The 14,709-nt window shown below is 70.5% G+C and carries 16 protein-coding genes; 11 read left to right on the forward strand and 5 right to left on the reverse strand.

Translation table 11 applies throughout. The features are described 5' to 3' along the window. Positions 1–28 precede the first annotated feature (28 nt). Positions 29–358: an NIPSNAP family protein gene (locus DW297_RS10435; protein ID WP_136032062.1), complete on the reverse strand. Its 330-nt coding sequence runs from the start codon at positions 356–358 to the stop codon at positions 29–31. Between the two features lie 9 nt (positions 359–367). Beyond that, positions 368–1,384 carry a quinone oxidoreductase family protein gene (locus DW297_RS10440; RefSeq protein ID WP_205828270.1) on the reverse strand — a complete coding sequence of 339 codons (1,017 nt, stop codon included), beginning with the start codon at positions 1,382–1,384 and terminating at the stop codon, positions 368–370. A 164-nt stretch (positions 1,385–1,548) separates the two neighbouring features. Here DW297_RS10440 and DW297_RS10445 point away from each other — a divergent pair, with 164 nt between their 5' ends. Beyond that, entirely contained in the window at positions 1,549–2,634 is a 1,086-nt protein-coding gene (locus DW297_RS10445; protein WP_136032064.1) for a serine hydrolase domain-containing protein, read from the forward strand. Between the two features lie 16 nt (positions 2,635–2,650). On the opposite strand, the gene DW297_RS10450 is transcribed toward DW297_RS10445, so the two are convergent. After that, complete coding sequence (locus DW297_RS10450; RefSeq protein WP_136032066.1) at positions 2,651–3,871, reverse strand: ROK family protein; 1,221 nt, start codon at positions 3,869–3,871, stop codon at positions 2,651–2,653. Positions 3,872–3,971: 100 nt separating this feature from the next. Between DW297_RS10450 and DW297_RS10455 the strand changes: the two genes are divergently transcribed. The 7 genes from DW297_RS10455 (at position 3,972) to DW297_RS10485 (ending at position 11,662) form a co-directional block, all read left to right on the forward strand. Next, positions 3,972–5,297 (forward strand): ABC transporter substrate-binding protein, encoded by a 1,326-nt coding sequence (locus DW297_RS10455; protein WP_205828271.1) that lies wholly within the window; start codon positions 3,972–3,974, stop codon positions 5,295–5,297. After that, on the forward strand, positions 5,294–6,232 hold the full coding sequence (locus tag DW297_RS10460; RefSeq protein WP_205828272.1) for a carbohydrate ABC transporter permease: 939 nt from the start codon (positions 5,294–5,296) through the stop codon (positions 6,230–6,232). The genes DW297_RS10455 and DW297_RS10460 overlap by 4 nt, the downstream gene beginning before the upstream one ends. Next, positions 6,232–7,110: a carbohydrate ABC transporter permease gene (locus DW297_RS10465; RefSeq protein ID WP_136032069.1), complete on the forward strand. Its 879-nt coding sequence runs from the start codon at positions 6,232–6,234 to the stop codon at positions 7,108–7,110. The genes DW297_RS10460 and DW297_RS10465 overlap by 1 nt, the downstream gene beginning before the upstream one ends. A gap of 38 nt (positions 7,111–7,148) precedes the next feature. Then, the gene (locus tag DW297_RS10470) at positions 7,149–8,840 is read left to right on the forward strand and encodes a glycoside hydrolase family 13 protein (RefSeq protein ID WP_136032071.1); all 1,692 of its coding nucleotides are present in this window, start codon (positions 7,149–7,151) and stop codon (positions 8,838–8,840) included. 106 nt (positions 8,841–8,946) lie between these two features. Further along, complete coding sequence (locus tag DW297_RS10475) at positions 8,947–9,957, forward strand: metal ABC transporter solute-binding protein, Zn/Mn family (protein WP_136032073.1); 1,011 nt, start codon at positions 8,947–8,949, stop codon at positions 9,955–9,957. Beyond that, positions 9,954–10,787, forward strand: coding sequence for a metal ABC transporter ATP-binding protein (locus DW297_RS10480; RefSeq protein ID WP_136032075.1), 834 nt, complete (start codon positions 9,954–9,956; stop codon positions 10,785–10,787). The genes DW297_RS10475 and DW297_RS10480 overlap by 4 nt, the downstream gene beginning before the upstream one ends. Next, complete coding sequence (locus tag DW297_RS10485; protein WP_205828273.1) at positions 10,784–11,662, forward strand: metal ABC transporter permease; 879 nt, start codon at positions 10,784–10,786, stop codon at positions 11,660–11,662. The genes DW297_RS10480 and DW297_RS10485 overlap by 4 nt, the downstream gene beginning before the upstream one ends. 56 nt (positions 11,663–11,718) lie before the next feature. Here the strand turns inward: DW297_RS10485 and DW297_RS10490 are convergent, their stop codons facing one another. Then, a complete protein-coding gene (locus tag DW297_RS10490; RefSeq protein ID WP_136032077.1) occupies positions 11,719–11,964 on the reverse strand; it encodes a hypothetical protein in 246 nt (81 codons plus the stop codon). Continuing rightward, complete coding sequence (locus DW297_RS10495; protein WP_136032079.1) at positions 11,958–12,242, reverse strand: hypothetical protein; 285 nt, start codon at positions 12,240–12,242, stop codon at positions 11,958–11,960. The genes DW297_RS10490 and DW297_RS10495 overlap by 7 nt, the downstream gene beginning before the upstream one ends. Positions 12,243–12,428: 186 nt before the next feature. Between DW297_RS10495 and DW297_RS10500 the strand changes: the two genes are divergently transcribed. From DW297_RS10500 to DW297_RS10510, 3 genes are read left to right on the forward strand one after another with little or no spacing between them, the layout of a single operon-like run. After that, positions 12,429–12,845 (forward strand): Fur family transcriptional regulator, encoded by a 417-nt coding sequence (locus DW297_RS10500; protein WP_136032082.1) that lies wholly within the window; start codon positions 12,429–12,431, stop codon positions 12,843–12,845. Beyond that, positions 12,842–13,882: a permease gene (locus DW297_RS10505; RefSeq protein ID WP_136032084.1), complete on the forward strand. Its 1,041-nt coding sequence runs from the start codon at positions 12,842–12,844 to the stop codon at positions 13,880–13,882. Before DW297_RS10500 ends, DW297_RS10505 begins: the two co-directional genes overlap by 4 nt. Then, positions 13,875–14,681, forward strand: a complete 807-nt coding sequence (locus DW297_RS10510) for a TIGR03943 family putative permease subunit (protein WP_136032086.1) — start codon at positions 13,875–13,877, stop codon at positions 14,679–14,681. Before DW297_RS10505 ends, DW297_RS10510 begins: the two co-directional genes overlap by 8 nt. Positions 14,682–14,709 lie beyond the last annotated feature (28 nt).

Here is a 14,709-nt window from a genome sequence, read left to right on the forward strand (position 1 = left end):
CCCGATCCTAAACGCTTGAGGCGATCAATCAATCGTGGAGCTCGGGAGCCTCCGCGGGCAGCAGCGGGCGCATGAAGGTGCGCTCGTAGCGGAGGACGCAGCCGCTCTCGTCGCGGATCCGGTCCGCGGCGATGAACTCCGGATCGACGCCGAAGCGCTGCCGGTAGACCTCGTAGGCTGCGAGCGAGGGGAACGTGAACAGCGCCAGCGCCTCGTCGCTCTTCCCCTCCCACGGCAGGAAGTACCCGTGGTGGATGCCGCCGTGGCGAGTCACGAGATCCATCCACGCGCGGGCGAACCTCTCGAATGCCTCGATGCGGGCGGGGTCGACCGTGTACGTCACGACGCAGGTGATCACGGACACACCCTACGGCCGACCCGCGACCGCCGGCGGGAGGAGCCCGTCGCCGCGGATGATCAGCGCCAGTTTGCCGACGTAGTGATCGCGGAGCGCACGGTGGGCATCCCGCACCTGCGACATCGGGAACCGCCGGGCGACGTGGGGCGTGAACGGCCCCGACTCGATGGCGACGTTGAGGCGGTCGAGTGCGGCTCGTGTGCGGTCGCCGTCGAACGAGAGGATCGGCACCGCAGGCGCGGTGGCGGGCAGCGGATGGACTCCGTGCGGCCACGCCACCCGCCCCGACGGCGCGAGGGCCTGCAGGGCGCGCTCCGCCATGGGGCCGCCCGCCGTGATCAGGGCGCCGTCGATGCCGTCCGGGGCGAACTCCTTCGCCGCGACCAGTACGTCCTCCGCGCGACCGTCGACGACCGCGTCGGCACCCTGCTCGCGCGAGAGGGCGACACCATCCGCGCCGGACGACGCCGCGAGCACCCGCAGGCCACGCTGGCGTGCCAGCTGCACCGCCATGTGCCCCATGCCGCCGCTGGCGCCGAACACCAGGAGCGTCTGTCCGCGGTCGAGGTCGAGTGCATCGAGGCCGCTCTGCGCGGTGAGGGCGTCCCACGCCATCACGCCCGCCTGCTCGAGGGACAGACGCGCGGGTACGTGCGCGACGTGCTCTTCGTCGACGACGCCGTACTCTGCGTAGAAGCCCCCGCGGGGCACCGGGGTGGATGCCGCATAGACCCGATCGCCGACCGCGAAGCGCGTGACCTCGCTACCGACCGCCGTCACGGTCCCCGCCGCGTCCCACCCGAGCACGTAGGGAAAGCGCGACGGGATGCCGAAGACTCCGTCGTAATCGCCGCGGCGCTCGACCGCGTCCCACGAGGCCACGGCGGCGACGTGCACACGGACGAGCACGTCGCTCGGGCCCATCTCGGGGACGGCGATCTCGCGCGACCGGAGTTCGTCCTCGTCTCCGAACCGGTCGAGCACGATCGCGTTCATGCGCGGGGGAACGGTCGGCGATGCGGGCATGGGTGCTCCTTTACTTGAGTGACTCAACTACATCACAAGTGCTTGAGTCGATCAAGCGCTAACGTCGACCCTTCGTGCGGGTCCCCCTGCCGGTGGATGTGCGTGCCCGCGGGCCCTCCCTACGGTGGAAGCACAGCGCACGACCACACGGCAGGGGATGATCGATGCAGCGCAGCGAGGGGTTCGGGGACCCGGCGACGGAGCTGGCGACGCTCGCCGGCTCGGCTGAGGCTTCCGTCGCGGCAGCCCTCCGCGGAAGCTCCGGGGAGTGGACGCAGGTGGCCTATCCGGTGGAGGCGACACGCGCGCGTTTCGAGATCGGGTCGGTGAGCAAGGCGCTCACGGGCTCCCTGTTCGGCGTGCTCCTCGCCGCCGGCGACGTGGACGCGGAGCGGCCGATCGACGACGCGCGCGGTGAGCGCCTCCCGTGGCGAGGGGCCGCGCCCACGCTGCTCGACCTGGCGACCCATCGCTCCGGACTGCCGAACACGCCGGGGCGGCTCGTGCGGCGCGAACTCGCCACCGCGCTGGGGTTCAGCGTCAAGGACCCGTGGCGCGGTGTGGACGACGACCGCTACCGCGAGCTGCTGTCGGCCAGCGCCGGACGCGCGCGTCGAGACGGCCGCTTCCGCTACTCCAGCATGGGCGTCGGGCTCCTGGGCGACGCACTCGCCGCGGTGACCGGGGTGCCGTTCGCGGAGCTGATGCGCGAGCGGCTCCTCGATCCGCTCGGCATGACCAGGACCGGACTCGATCGGCCGACCGCGGGTCCGGATGTGGTGGAGCGGCCCACGAACGGCAAGGGCGTCGGGCTGCCCTACCTGAAGGACGCGATGCCGGCCGCGGGCATGTACGCCTCCACGCTCGACGACCTGCAGCGGCTGGCGGACGCGTTGCTCGGCCCGGCGCCCGCGGAGGTCGCCGAGGGACTGCGCCTGGCCGTCACCCCGCACCACCGCCTCAAGGACGACCTGCAGCTCGGGCTCTGCTGGTTCCTGGTGGGCTCGGGTCCGGCGCCCGTGATCGAGCACACCGGGGGCACCTGGGGGTCGCAGGCTCAGTTCACGGTGCAGCCGGGCACCGGCCGGGCGGTCGTCGCGCTCACGGCCACCCCTCGCCGCATCGACTCCTTTGCCGCCCGCTACCTGGGCGCCGGAGCGTCGGCGGTCGAGTCGCGCGCGGACGAGACCGCCGAGGCGCACACTCCCGAGCCGCCGGAGGCGACGGCGGCGTCGCCCCGCACCCCGTGACCTGGGCGGTCGCGCTCTAGGCGGTCGTGCGCAGGCGCCGGGCCGCGAGCAGCGGGACCGCGTGCTCCCGGGCGGCGCGGCGGGCGGTCGCGACGGCGCCCACCGACACGACCTCTGCACCGAGCGACGACGCGAGGATCTCGGGCGCCGGCAGGTGCAGTTCCGCGGGGAGGATGCGGCGGGCGGCGGCGAGAACCGGCTCCACGCTCTCGGCCACCGCGCCGCACACGATCACGCGGGCGGGGTCGTACATGCTGCCGAGCACGCCGACCACACGGGCGACCGTGGCGCCCACCCGCTCGGCGACCCGCAGCGCGTCGGGGTCGCCGGAGGCGGCGAGGGTGAGCACGAGCCGTGGCTCCACGGGGCCGTCCGCCACGAGCCGTCCGAGGGAGCCGTTGGTCGCGGCCTCTCCCGACTCGACGGCGGTGCGTGCCTGGTCCTGCAGGGCATAGCGGAGCCCGAACGCCGAGCCGACGCCGACGATGTGGTCGAACACCACGCCCTCGCCCACGCCGCCGTGGGCCCCGTGCAGCACGTGCCCGTCGACGACGACTCCGCCGCCGAAGCGTTCGCTGGCGAGAAGGGCCACGTAGTCGCGGCAGTCCTGCGCGGCGCCGAGCGTGCCCTCGGCGATCGCGGCGAGCTGGGCGTCGTTCTTCACCTCGACCACGGGTGCCCAGTCGTGCAGGGCCGCGGCGAGGCCGGGGTTGGTGCGCTCCCAGAAACCCTGGGGGTGCGGCGGGGAGATGCCGTCGCGGTCGACCGGGGCGGCGACGCCGACGCACACCGCGAGCACGTGGTCCGCGTCGACCCCGGCCTCGCTGCGGGCGGCCTGCATCCGCTCGACGATCGTGGCCCGGCGGGCCTCGGCGCTCTGGGTCGGGTCGAGCTCGGTGCGGTGATGCACGAGCGTGCGGTCGAGCGGGTCGGCGACCGTGACCGCGAGGTGGGTGTCGCCCGCGTCGACGCCGATCACCACGCCGAGGTCGGGGGAGAGGGCGAACCGTCGGGCGGGGCGTCCGGCGCGGTAGTCGCCCGTGGCCCTGGCGTTGGGCAGCTCGCGCAGCACCTCGGCGCCCACGAGGGTGTCGATCGCGTCGATCGCGGTCGAGCGGGTGAGGGAGGTGCCGGCCATGGCCTCGGTGGCGGTGAACTCGCTGGCGGTCCAGGCGAAGTCGAGGACGGCGCCGACGCTCGCGCGCCCGGTGCCCAATCCCGCCGAGACCTCCGCCACTCCCCTTGACCTTTCTGTCGCCCAGATGAGACAGTACCTCCTGACGGACTAGATTCGCTCACTAGATTTAGTCCGCAGATCTACCGACGGAAGGACAACGGTGTCTGCACGACGAACACGCCCGCTGCGCGGGATCGCCGGAGCGCTCGGCCTGGTTCTCGCCGGTGTCGCGCTCACGAGCTGCGCGGCAGGGGACGGGCCGGAGACCATCCGCTTCACCTTCAGCAAGCGCGAGGCCATCCCGTTCATGACCGACCTGGTCGCGGACTACAACGCCTCCCAGAACGACGTCCGCGTCGAGATCGACACCTCGGGCGTCGACGTCGTCTCTGCCAGCTTCGTCCGTGGCAACCCGCCGGACATCATGCTCGCGAACTACAACTACGAGGTCGCCCGGTTCGTGCAGCGCTGCGCGCTCACCGACCTCTCCGACACCGAGGCTGCGGCGGGCATCCGCGACGACCTGCAGCCGCTGATGGACCAGTACGGCTCGTGCGAGGGCCGAACGAGTGCCCTGCCGTACTCGGTCATGGCCGCCTCCGTCATCTACAACACGCAGATCTTCGACGAGCAGGGGCTCGAGGTGCCGCAGACCTGGGACGAGCTGATCGCCGTGTGCGACCAGCTGCGCGAGGCGGGCATCGACCCCTTCTACGGCACCTTCAAGGACGACTGGACCGTGGCGCAGGGCTGGTACGACTACGCGGTCGGCGGTTCCCTCGACGTGCTCGAATTCTTCGACGCCCTCGCCGCCGAGGGCACCGACGTCGGTCCCGACTCCGAGGTGTCGTTCCAGAAGGACTTCGCCGAGCCGATGGACAAAATGATGCAGCTCGCGAACGACTACACCAATGACGACGCCGCGAGTCGCGGCTACGGCGACGGCAACCTCGCCTTCGCGAAGGGCGAGGCGGCGATGTACCTGCAGGGGCCGTGGGCGTTCAGCGAGATCGCGAAGACCGCTCCCGATCTGCCCCTGGGCACCTTCCCGCTGCCCATGACCGACGATCCCGACGACCTCGCGGTGCGGGTGAACATGGACCTCGCGGCGATGATCCCCGTGGAGTCCCGGCACCAGGAGGCCGCCCGCGACTTCCTCGAGTACCTCTACCTCCCCGAGAACATCGAGGAGTACAACGCCTCGCAGCTCGGATTCACCCCGACGACCGACGCGGCAGCGCCGGACGACCCGCGCATCGAGGGCATGATCCCGTACTACGACGACGGCAAGATCTACCAGGGCCCGTCCGTGCTCGTTCCGAAGACCCTGCCGATCTTCAACTATGCGCAGGCCATGGTGCTCGGCGCCGCGCCGTCGTCGATCCTCCGCACGATGGACGCCGACTGGGCCCGTATCGCCTTCCGCGCTCCCATCCCGACCTCGCAGGATTCCGCATCGGCCGAGACAGAGGAGTCCGCGCCATGACCACCACCACCGCCACCGACACCGGTGCCAGCACCACCGCGATCGTGACGGGCGGCGAGCGGAAGCTCCGCCGGCACACCCGCCGCGTCGAGCCGATCTACTACCTCTTCCTGCTGCCGACCCTGGTGATCTTCACGCTCGCGATCACCGTCCCCGGCGTGATCGGCATCTTCTTCAGCTTCACCGACTCGATCGGCATCGGTGAATGGAGCTTCAACGGCCTCACCAACTACATCGCCCTGTTCAGCGATCCCGCGATCCTCCAGAGCTACCTGTTCACGTTCGGCTTCTCCATCGCGACCGTGATCGTGGTGAACGTGATCGCGTTCCTGCTCGCGGTCGGGCTCACCTCCCGCATCCGCTTCAAGACCGGGCTGCGGACGATCTTCGTGATCCCGATGGTGATCTCGGGCATCATCATCGCCTACGTCTTCAACTTCCTGTTCTCCAACTCGCTGCCCGCGGCGGGGGCCGCGACGGGGGTCGAGTGGCTGCAGACCAGCCTGCTCGCCAACCCCGACCTCGCGTGGGTCGCGATCGTCATCGTCACCGCGTGGCAGGCCGTGCCCGGCACGCTGCTCATCTACATCGCCGGTCTGCTGTCGGTGCCGGGCGAGGTGTACGAGGCGGCCAGCATCGACGGGGCCAGCCGCACGCAGCAGCTCACCCGCATCACCATCCCGCTCGTCGCCGGCTACGTCGTGATCAACGTGATCCTCGGGTTCAAGGGCTTCCTCAACGCCTACGACATCATCGTCGGCCTCACGAACGGCGGTCCGGGCACCGCCACCCGCAGCGTGGCCATGACGATCATCGCGGGCTTCAACGGCGGCGACTACGCCTACCAGATGGCCAACGCCACGATCTTCTTCATCGTGGCCGTGCTCATCTCGGTCTTCCAGCTCTCGCTGACCCGCGGAAGGAACACGTTCTGATGACCACGCAGACCCTCACCACGGCCCCGGCCGGCGGCCGGAAGAAGCGCGAGAAGATGGAGCGCGTCAACTGGTCGGGCACCATCATCCTGATCCTCTGCACGGCGACGATCCTCATCCCGCTGTACGTCACGATCTCGATGGCGTTCAAGACCACCGGTCAGGCCGTCGACGGCAACGCGTTCTCGTTCCCCGCGCCGTTCAGCTTCGACGGATTCGTGCAGGCCTGGAACCTCACGAAGTTCCCCGTCGGCGCCGGCATCTCCCTGCTCGTCACGGCGGGAACGGTCGTCGCCACGATCGTGCTCGCGGCTTTCGCCTCGTACGCGATCGTGCGCAACTGGGACCGCCGACTGTTCCGGTACTCCTTCTTCTACCTGCTCGCGGCGATGTTCATCCCCTTCCCGGTCGTGGCGCTGCCGCAGATCCAGCTCACCGGACGCGTCGGACTCGACAACCCGTTCGGCGTGATCATCCTCGCCACGATGTTCCAGCTGAGCTTCAGCGTGCTGCTGTTCACGGCGTTCCTGCGGTCGATCCCGATCGAGCTGGAGGAGAGCGCCCGCATCGACGGGGCGACCACGTGGCAGACCTTCTGGCGGCTGATCTTCCCGCTGCTCGCCCCCATGAGCGCGACCGTCGGCATCTTCGCGTTCCTCTACGCCTGGAACGACTTCATGATGCCGTCGCTCATCATCTCCGACCCGGCACTGCAGACGCTGCCGGTGCGGCAGAACCTCTTCCAGAACCAGTTCAGCAACAACTACAACGTCGCCTTCGCCTCGTACCTCATGGCGATGGCTCCCGCGATCGTCGCCTACCTCTTCACTCAGCGCTGGGTGATGGAGGGCGTCACGCAGGGTGCCGTCAAGGGCTGACACCGACCACCGCAAGAAAGCAAGGAGTTCCACCCCTCATGACCGATTCGCTGCTCACCGAGACCCGCGAAGACGACAAGACCGCGACCTGGTGGCGCCAGGCCGCCGTCTACCAGATCTACCCCCGCAGCTTCGCCGACGCCGACGGCGACGGACTGGGCGACCTCCCCGGCATCGTCTCCCGTGCCGACTACCTCGCCGAGCTCGGCATCGACGCGGTGTGGCTGAGTCCCTTCTACCCGTCCGAACTCGCCGACGGCGGCTACGACGTGGCCGACTACCGCAACGTCGACCCGCGCCTGGGCACGCTGGCCGACTTCGACGCGATGGTGGAGGCGCTGCACGCGCGCGGCATCCGCGTCGTGGTTGACATCGTCCCCAACCACACCTCCGACCAGCATGCGTGGTTCCAGGAGGCGCTCGCCGCGGGGCGTGGGTCGGCCGCGCGGGAGCGCTACATCTTCCGCGAGGGCACGGGGCCCGACGGTGCGGAGCCGCCCACAGACTGGATCTCGATCTTCGGTGGCAGCGCCTGGGAGCGCGTGGCCGACGGTCAGTGGTACCTGCACAACTTCGCGGTCGAGCAGCCCGACCTCAACTGGGACCACCCCGAGGTGCGCGAGGACTTCCTGACGACACTGCGCTTCTGGTCGGACCGCGGCGTCGACGGGTTCCGCATCGACGTCGCCCACATGCTCACGAAGGACCTCACCGAGCCGCTGCCGTCGCGCGCCCAGCTCGACGCGATGGACCGCACCTCGGGCACCCACCCGATGATCGACCGCGACGACGTGCACGAGATCTACGCCGAGTGGCGTCGGGTGTTCAACGAGTACGACCCGCCGCGCACCGCCGTCGCCGAGGCGTGGGTGGAGACGCCGGAGCGCCGGGCGAAGTACGCCTCCGCGGAGGGGCTGGGCCAGGCGTTCAACTTCGATCTGCTCGTGGCCGACTTCGATGCGGGCGACTTCCAGCGCATCATCGCCGACAACCTCGCCCAGGCGCACGCGGCAGGGTCGTCGACCACCTGGGTGCTGTCGAACCACGACGTGACCCGCCACGCCACGCGGTACGGCCTTCCGCCGCTGCGCGGTCGCGCGGTGAAGCAGGGCACGGAGTGGGTGCGTGCCGGCGGCCCGGAGGACGGACTCGACCGGGAGGGCGGACTGCGTCGGGCGCACGCCGCGACCCTGCTGTTGCTCGGCCTCCCCGGCAGCGCGTACCTGTATCAGGGCGAGGAACTCGGGCTGCACGAGGTGGCCGACATCGCGCCGGAGCAGCGGCAGGACCCCGGGTTCTTCCGCGGGGCCGACTTCGATGGTCTCGGTCGCGACGGGTGCCGTGTGCCCCTGCCGTGGACGGCGTCGGGCAGCTCGTACGGGTTCGGCGAGGGCGGCGCGCATCTGCCTCAGCCCGCGTGGTTCGCCGCGGCCGCGGTCGAGGTGGAGGATGCCGACCCCGGTTCCACGCTCAACCTCTACCGCGAGGCTCTGCGGCTGCGGCGGTTGCTGCAGACCGGCGAGAGCCTGGAGTGGAGGGAGACGGGTCGTGCGGACGTGCTGCGGTTCCGTCGTCCGAACGGCTGGGAGGTCGTGGCGAACTTCGGCACGGAGCCCTTCGAGCTCGGAGCGGCCGCGGAGGACGCGGTGCTGTCGACCGTGGCGCTGGACGGCTCCGCGCTGCCCGCGGAGGCGACCGCATGGATCGCGCCGCGGGGGCTCGTGGGGTGAGTCGGGGGTGACGAAAGGCGGAGGTCGTGGTCGCACGCTCTCCGCCTTTCCCGTCCGCGGAGCGTTCGATTTGATAATGGTTCTCATTAGCGTTTACGCTGGCATCATGAAGAAGCCCGCGCTCGCTCTCGCCCTCGCCTCCGTCGCCGCCCTCTCGCTGGCCGGATGCTCCAGCCCCGCCGCGTCGGGACAGGGCGACGACGGAACGATCACCGTCGTGGCGAGCACCAACGTCTACGGCGACATCGCCGCGCAGATCGGCGGCGACCGCGTCGACGTCGAGTCGATCATCACCTCCGCCTCCCAGGACCCGCACTCCTACGAGGCCAGCGCCCGCGACCGGCTCACGCTCCAGAAAGCCGACCTCGTCGTCGAGAACGGCGGCGGCTACGACGCCTTCATCGACAGCCTGCTGCAGGACGCCCAGGACCCGCACGTCGTCACCGCCGTCGAGTACTCCCACGACTTCCCCGGCAACGAGGGCCATGAGGAGGACGCCCACGCTGACGACGACGCCGCCGCCGAGTCGCACGACCACGAGCATGCCGAGGGCGAGGAGGCTCACGACCACGATGGCCACGACCACATCGAGGGCTTCAACGAGCACGTGTGGTTCGACCCGCACACGATGATCCACGTGGTCGAGGCCATCGCCGACGAGCTGACGGCGCTCGACCCCGACGGCGCGGACACGTTCGCGACCAACGCCGACGAGCTGGTCGCCGAGCTCGAGGGCTTCGAGTCCGACCTCGAGACGCTCAAGGCCTCCGCCGAGGGCAAGACGGTGTTCCTGACCGAGCCGCTGCCCGGCTACCTCGCCGCGGCCGCCGGTCTCACCGACGTGACGCCCGAGGGCTTCGCCGAGTCGGTCGAGGAGGGCAGCGACGTCGCGCCGGCGGTACTGCTCGAGTCGCTCGATGTGATCGCGTCCGGACAGGTGACCGCCCTGCTGACCAACGCCCAGACGGGCGGTGCCGAGACCGAGCGGGTCGAGAAGGCCGCGGACGACGCCGGAGTACCGGTGGTCGCCTTCACGGAGCTGCTGGAGGACGGATCGTCGTACTCTGAGTGGATGCGTGACGCGATCCAGAGCCTCGCCGCCGCCGTCCAGTCGTGAGCGGCGCGGTCGACCGCGCGGCGCCCGTGCTCGAGATCGCCGACGGGGCACTGCACCGCGGAGACCGCGAGCTCTGGTCGGGCCTCGATCTCACGGTGCAGCCGGGGGAGTTCATCGCCGTGCTCGGACCCTCCGGGTCGGGCAAGACGACACTCCTGCGCAGCATCCTCGGCCTCCAGCCCCTCTCCCGCGGCACGATCCGCGTGGCAGGTGAGCCCGTGCACCGCGGCAGCGCCCGCATCGGCTACATCCCGCAGCAGCGCGCGATCGCTCCCGACACCAGCATGCGTGCCAGGGATCTCGTGGCGCTCGGCGTGCAGGGCAGCCGGTTCGGCCTCCCGTTCCCGCACCGCGGCGACCGCGCGAAGGTCGATGCACTGCTCGACGCGGTCGGCGCCGTGCACTACGCCGACCGTCGGGTGGGGTTGCTGTCGGGCGGAGAGCAGCAGCGGCTCCGCGTGGGACAGGCGCTCGCCGACGAACCGGCCCTGCTGCTGTGCGACGAGCCGCTGTCGAACCTCGACCTCGCGAACCAGGTGGGCGTCACCGACATCATCGACCGCCAGCGGCGCGAGCGCGGTGCGGCGGTGCTGTTCGTGACGCACGACATCAACCCGATCCTCGGCCGGGTCGACCGCATCCTCTACATCGCCGGCGGGCGCTTCCTGCTCGGCACCCCGGACGAGGTGCTGCAGACGCGCGTGCTCAGCGACCTGTACGGCACACCCGTGTTCGTGCTCCGAGCGGGCGACCGGCTCGTGGTCGTGGGTGTCCCCGACGCCGAGCCCCACCACCTGCACGACGACCACGACCACGGAGGGACCGCATGACCGCCGCCGCCCTCCTCGTCCCTGCCGTCGGGTGGGACGACATCTTCTCCTTCCAGGACTACGGCGAGCTCGTCGCCCTGCTCGCGAACTCGATCATTGCCGGTGCGGTGCTCGGTATCGTCGGTGGCCTGATCGGCGTGTTCGTGATGCAGCGCGACCTCGCCTTCGCGGTCCACGGGGTCAGCGAGCTCTCCTTCGCCGGTGCCGCGGCCGCGTTGCTCTTCGGCGGCAGCGTGGTGTTCGGCTCACTCGGCGGGGCACTGGTCGCGGCGATCCTCATCGGCGTGCTCGGTGCGAAGGCGCGTGACCGCAACTCGATCGTCGGTGTGCTCATGCCGTTCGGCCTCGGCCTCGGCATCCTCTTCCTGTCGCTGTACGACGGACGCAGCGCCAACCGCTTCAGCCTCCTCACCGGTCAGATCGTGTCGGTGTCGAGCCCTGACCTGGGGTGGCTCATCGGCATCAGCCTCGTCGTGCTGCTCGGGCTGCTGGTGATGTGGAACCCGCTGCGGTTCGATTCGCTCGACCCGGAGTCGGCGGCGGCCCGCGGTGTGCCGACCCGCGCGGTGAGCCTGCTGTTCATGGTGCTGCTGGGCCTGATCGTCGCGGTGAGCGTGCACATCATCGGAGCTCTGCTGGTGATGGCGCTTCTGGTGACACCGGCCGCCGCGGCCATGCGGGTCACAGCGGGTCCGGTCGCGGTGCCGCTGCTGGCCGCGCTGTTCGGCTTCGTCTCGGCGGTCGGCGGCATCCTGCTCGCCCTCGCCGGCACCCTCCCGGTGAGCCCGTACATCACGACGCTGTCGTTCACGATCTACGTCGTGTGCTGGATCGTGCAGAAGACCCGGTCGCGCGTCCGTCGCGTCTCCGCCTGAGCCGTCGGCGAATGGTGCCGGGCCGTCGCCCTGACGGACGACGGCCCGGGCTGGAGTCACTCGTCGGACGGGGGCCGGTTGCGGCGCACGAGCCACCGTGTGACGTCGAACACGAGGCCACCGGCGAGGAAAGATCCCGCGATCAGCATCATCATGCGCAGTCCTTCGTCGGCGGTGGTGGCCGCGGTGCTGAAGGCCATCCACATGCCGATGGCGACGAACACCCACCCCGCGATGGAGCGCCCGGACGGGCGGCCGGAAGCGGCCTTGGGGTGCGTGTCCACGCTCTGTTTCGTCAGCATGCGAACTGCCCATCACTCGTGTACGTCTCTTGACTCATGGCGCCGAGGTATGCCCAGAGCAGGCCGGGGAAGGCCCACGGCGCAGTGACGCTCGAACCGATCACTCCGATGCCGCCGCCTACGACCCGCCCAGCCTGAGCCCAGCACGGGCCGAGGTCGCGAGCGGGCACGTTCATCGTGCTCATGATCGAGGTCGGCGGTGCCGAGGCGATTGCCGCGGCCGGTGATGCGATCAGCGCCGTGGCGAGTGCGGCGGTCAGCACAATAGGTGTCTTCATTGCTTCTCCTCTTGTACCCCGCTCGCCTCAAGCGTAGTCATATGACCCCAGATGCGCCTCGAGAGAGAACACATATGCCGATACAGGGCACGCCGACGCGGACCACGCTCTCGTTCACTCGCCGGGAGCCTCGGTGCGCGGGCGCTCCCAGCCCTCGCCAACCCCCTCCGGCCTAGAATCGAAGGCATGGCTCAGCGGAACACCTGGCAGCGCGAACGCGTGCGCGAAGCACTCGCCGACGCCCGCGGTTTCGTCAGCGCACAGAGCCTGCACGCCTCCCTCCGCGACGACAACACCGGCATCGGCCTCGCCACGGTCTACCGCGCACTGGCAGGGCTCGCCGCCTCCGGTGACGCCGACTCGCTGCAGAGCCCCGAGGGCGAGGCGCTGTACCGTGCCTGCTCCACGCAGGGGCACCACCACCACCTGATCTGCCGGTCGTGCGGGCTCACGGTCGAGATCGAGGCGAAGGACGTCGAGCAGTGGGCGCACCGCACCGCCGCTCTGCACGGGTTCACCGACGCCGCGCACGTCGTCGACATCTTCGGGCTGTGCACCCCGTGCGCCAACAAGCGCGAGGCCGGCAGGACAGCGACAGCGTGAGTTCCCCGGCACGAACGGCCTCCCGTCCGGGCCACACGCACCGACACGCGACACCGCCGCGGTCGCCCTGGATCGGCCTCGGTCTCGGCGCCGCGATCGTGGCGGCGCTGTTCCTGATCGACCTGCTGCTCCCGTCGCTGTACCCGGCATCGCTGCCGACCAGGGCGCAGGACGGCCTCACCCTGGCGCTCAGCGTGCTGATCGAAGCGCTGCCGTTCGTGATCCTCGGCGTGCTGCTGTCGATCGTCGTGCAGGTGTGGCTGCCCGCCGACGTCATCCACCGCTGGCTGCCACGCCGCGCGTGGGCCCGGCGCGCGGTGCTGTCCCTCCTCGGGATGCTCATCCCGGTGTGCGAGTGCGGCAACGTCCCCTTCGCGCGCGGTCTGATGATGCGCGGCCTCGCCCCGGCGGAGGCCCTCACCTTCCTGATCGCCGCGCCCATCGTCAACCCGATCGTCATCCTCACCACGCACGCGGCCTTCGGTTGGGACGGCGGCATCCTCGTCGCGCGCCTGGTCGGCGGCTACCTGATCGCGAACCTGATCGGCTGGATCTACAGCCTGCACCCGTCGCCGGACTCGCTGCTCACCCAGCGCTTCGTCGACACGTGCGAGCGCGTGACGCACGAGCCGGGCACCCCGATCCGCCGCAGCCTCACGCAGTTCCTGGTCGAGCTGCGGGCGGTGATGCCGGCGCTCGTGATCGGCTCAGCGCTCGCGGGAGCCGTGCAGGTGCTGATCCCGCGCGACGTGCTGCTGGCGATCGGGTCGAACCCGGTGCTGTCGATCGTGGCGATGATGCTGCTCGCGATCGTGGTCGCCATCTGCTCCAACGTCGACGCGTTCTTCGCGCTGTCGTTCGCGTCCACCTTCTCGAGCGGGGCGATCGTGGCGTTCCTGCTGGTCGGACCGCTCGTCGACATCAAGATGCTGGCACTCATGCGTACGACCTTCACGGCGCGCACGCTCGTCGGGATCACCGCGGTCGTGCTGGCCGCGGCCTTCGCGATCGGGATCGGGGTGAACGTCTTTGTCTGAGCAGCAGACACCGCGCGCTCGAGCCGTCGCGACTCGATGGCTGGGCGTCGGACTGGCCTCCGCGGTCGCGGTCGTGACGCTCGGGCTCGCGGTCACCGGGCGCCTGACGCTCTACATCAGCCCCGAGTCGGTCTGGTTCGCGAGTGCGGCCGCCGTGGTCACGCTCGCCGGGGCGGTGTGGTCGTGCACCCTGCCGCTCGGGGCCGAGGACGACCACGGCCACGACCACGGCGACGCCACCGCGGAGCCCGAGCACGCGGACGACGAGGCGTCGCGCACGACCGTGACTCCCCGGCGGACCCTGGCCGGAGTCGGCGCGGTCGCGGGCGGTGTGGTCGCCACCGGGGTCGTGGCCGCAGCGCTCGTGCTGCCGCCCGCCTCGCTGTCGGTCGAGCTCGCGATGTCGCGTGCGGGGGAGCAGGCCACGCTGTTCGCCGGGGCGGACACCGTGGCCCTCGGCGTCGCGGACACCTCGACGTTCGGCATCGGCGACTGGGCCAGTGTCTTCGCTGGGGCCACGAACACCGCGGCGTACGACGGGGCCCCGGTCACGCTCACCGGCTTCGTCACCCCGGCGGGGAAGGGCGACGGCGTGAACCTCACCCGGCTCGTCATCACGCACTGCGTGATCGACGCGCAGACCGCGGCCCTGCCGACCGACGTCGACCCCGGCGAGTACGAGACGGGGCAGTGGGTCGAGGTGACGGGCACGGTGCGCGCCGACGCCGACGGCACGCTGCGCATCGAGCCGACGGACGTCGTCGCGATCGACGAGCCGAAGGACCCCTATGAGTACTGACGACGAGCGCCGCGAGACGCCCGCCGTC

The sequence above is a fragment of the Microbacterium sp. PF5 genome, from assembly GCF_004794315.1.
GTDB classification, from domain to species: domain Bacteria; phylum Actinomycetota; class Actinomycetes; order Actinomycetales; family Microbacteriaceae; genus Microbacterium; species Microbacterium sufflavum.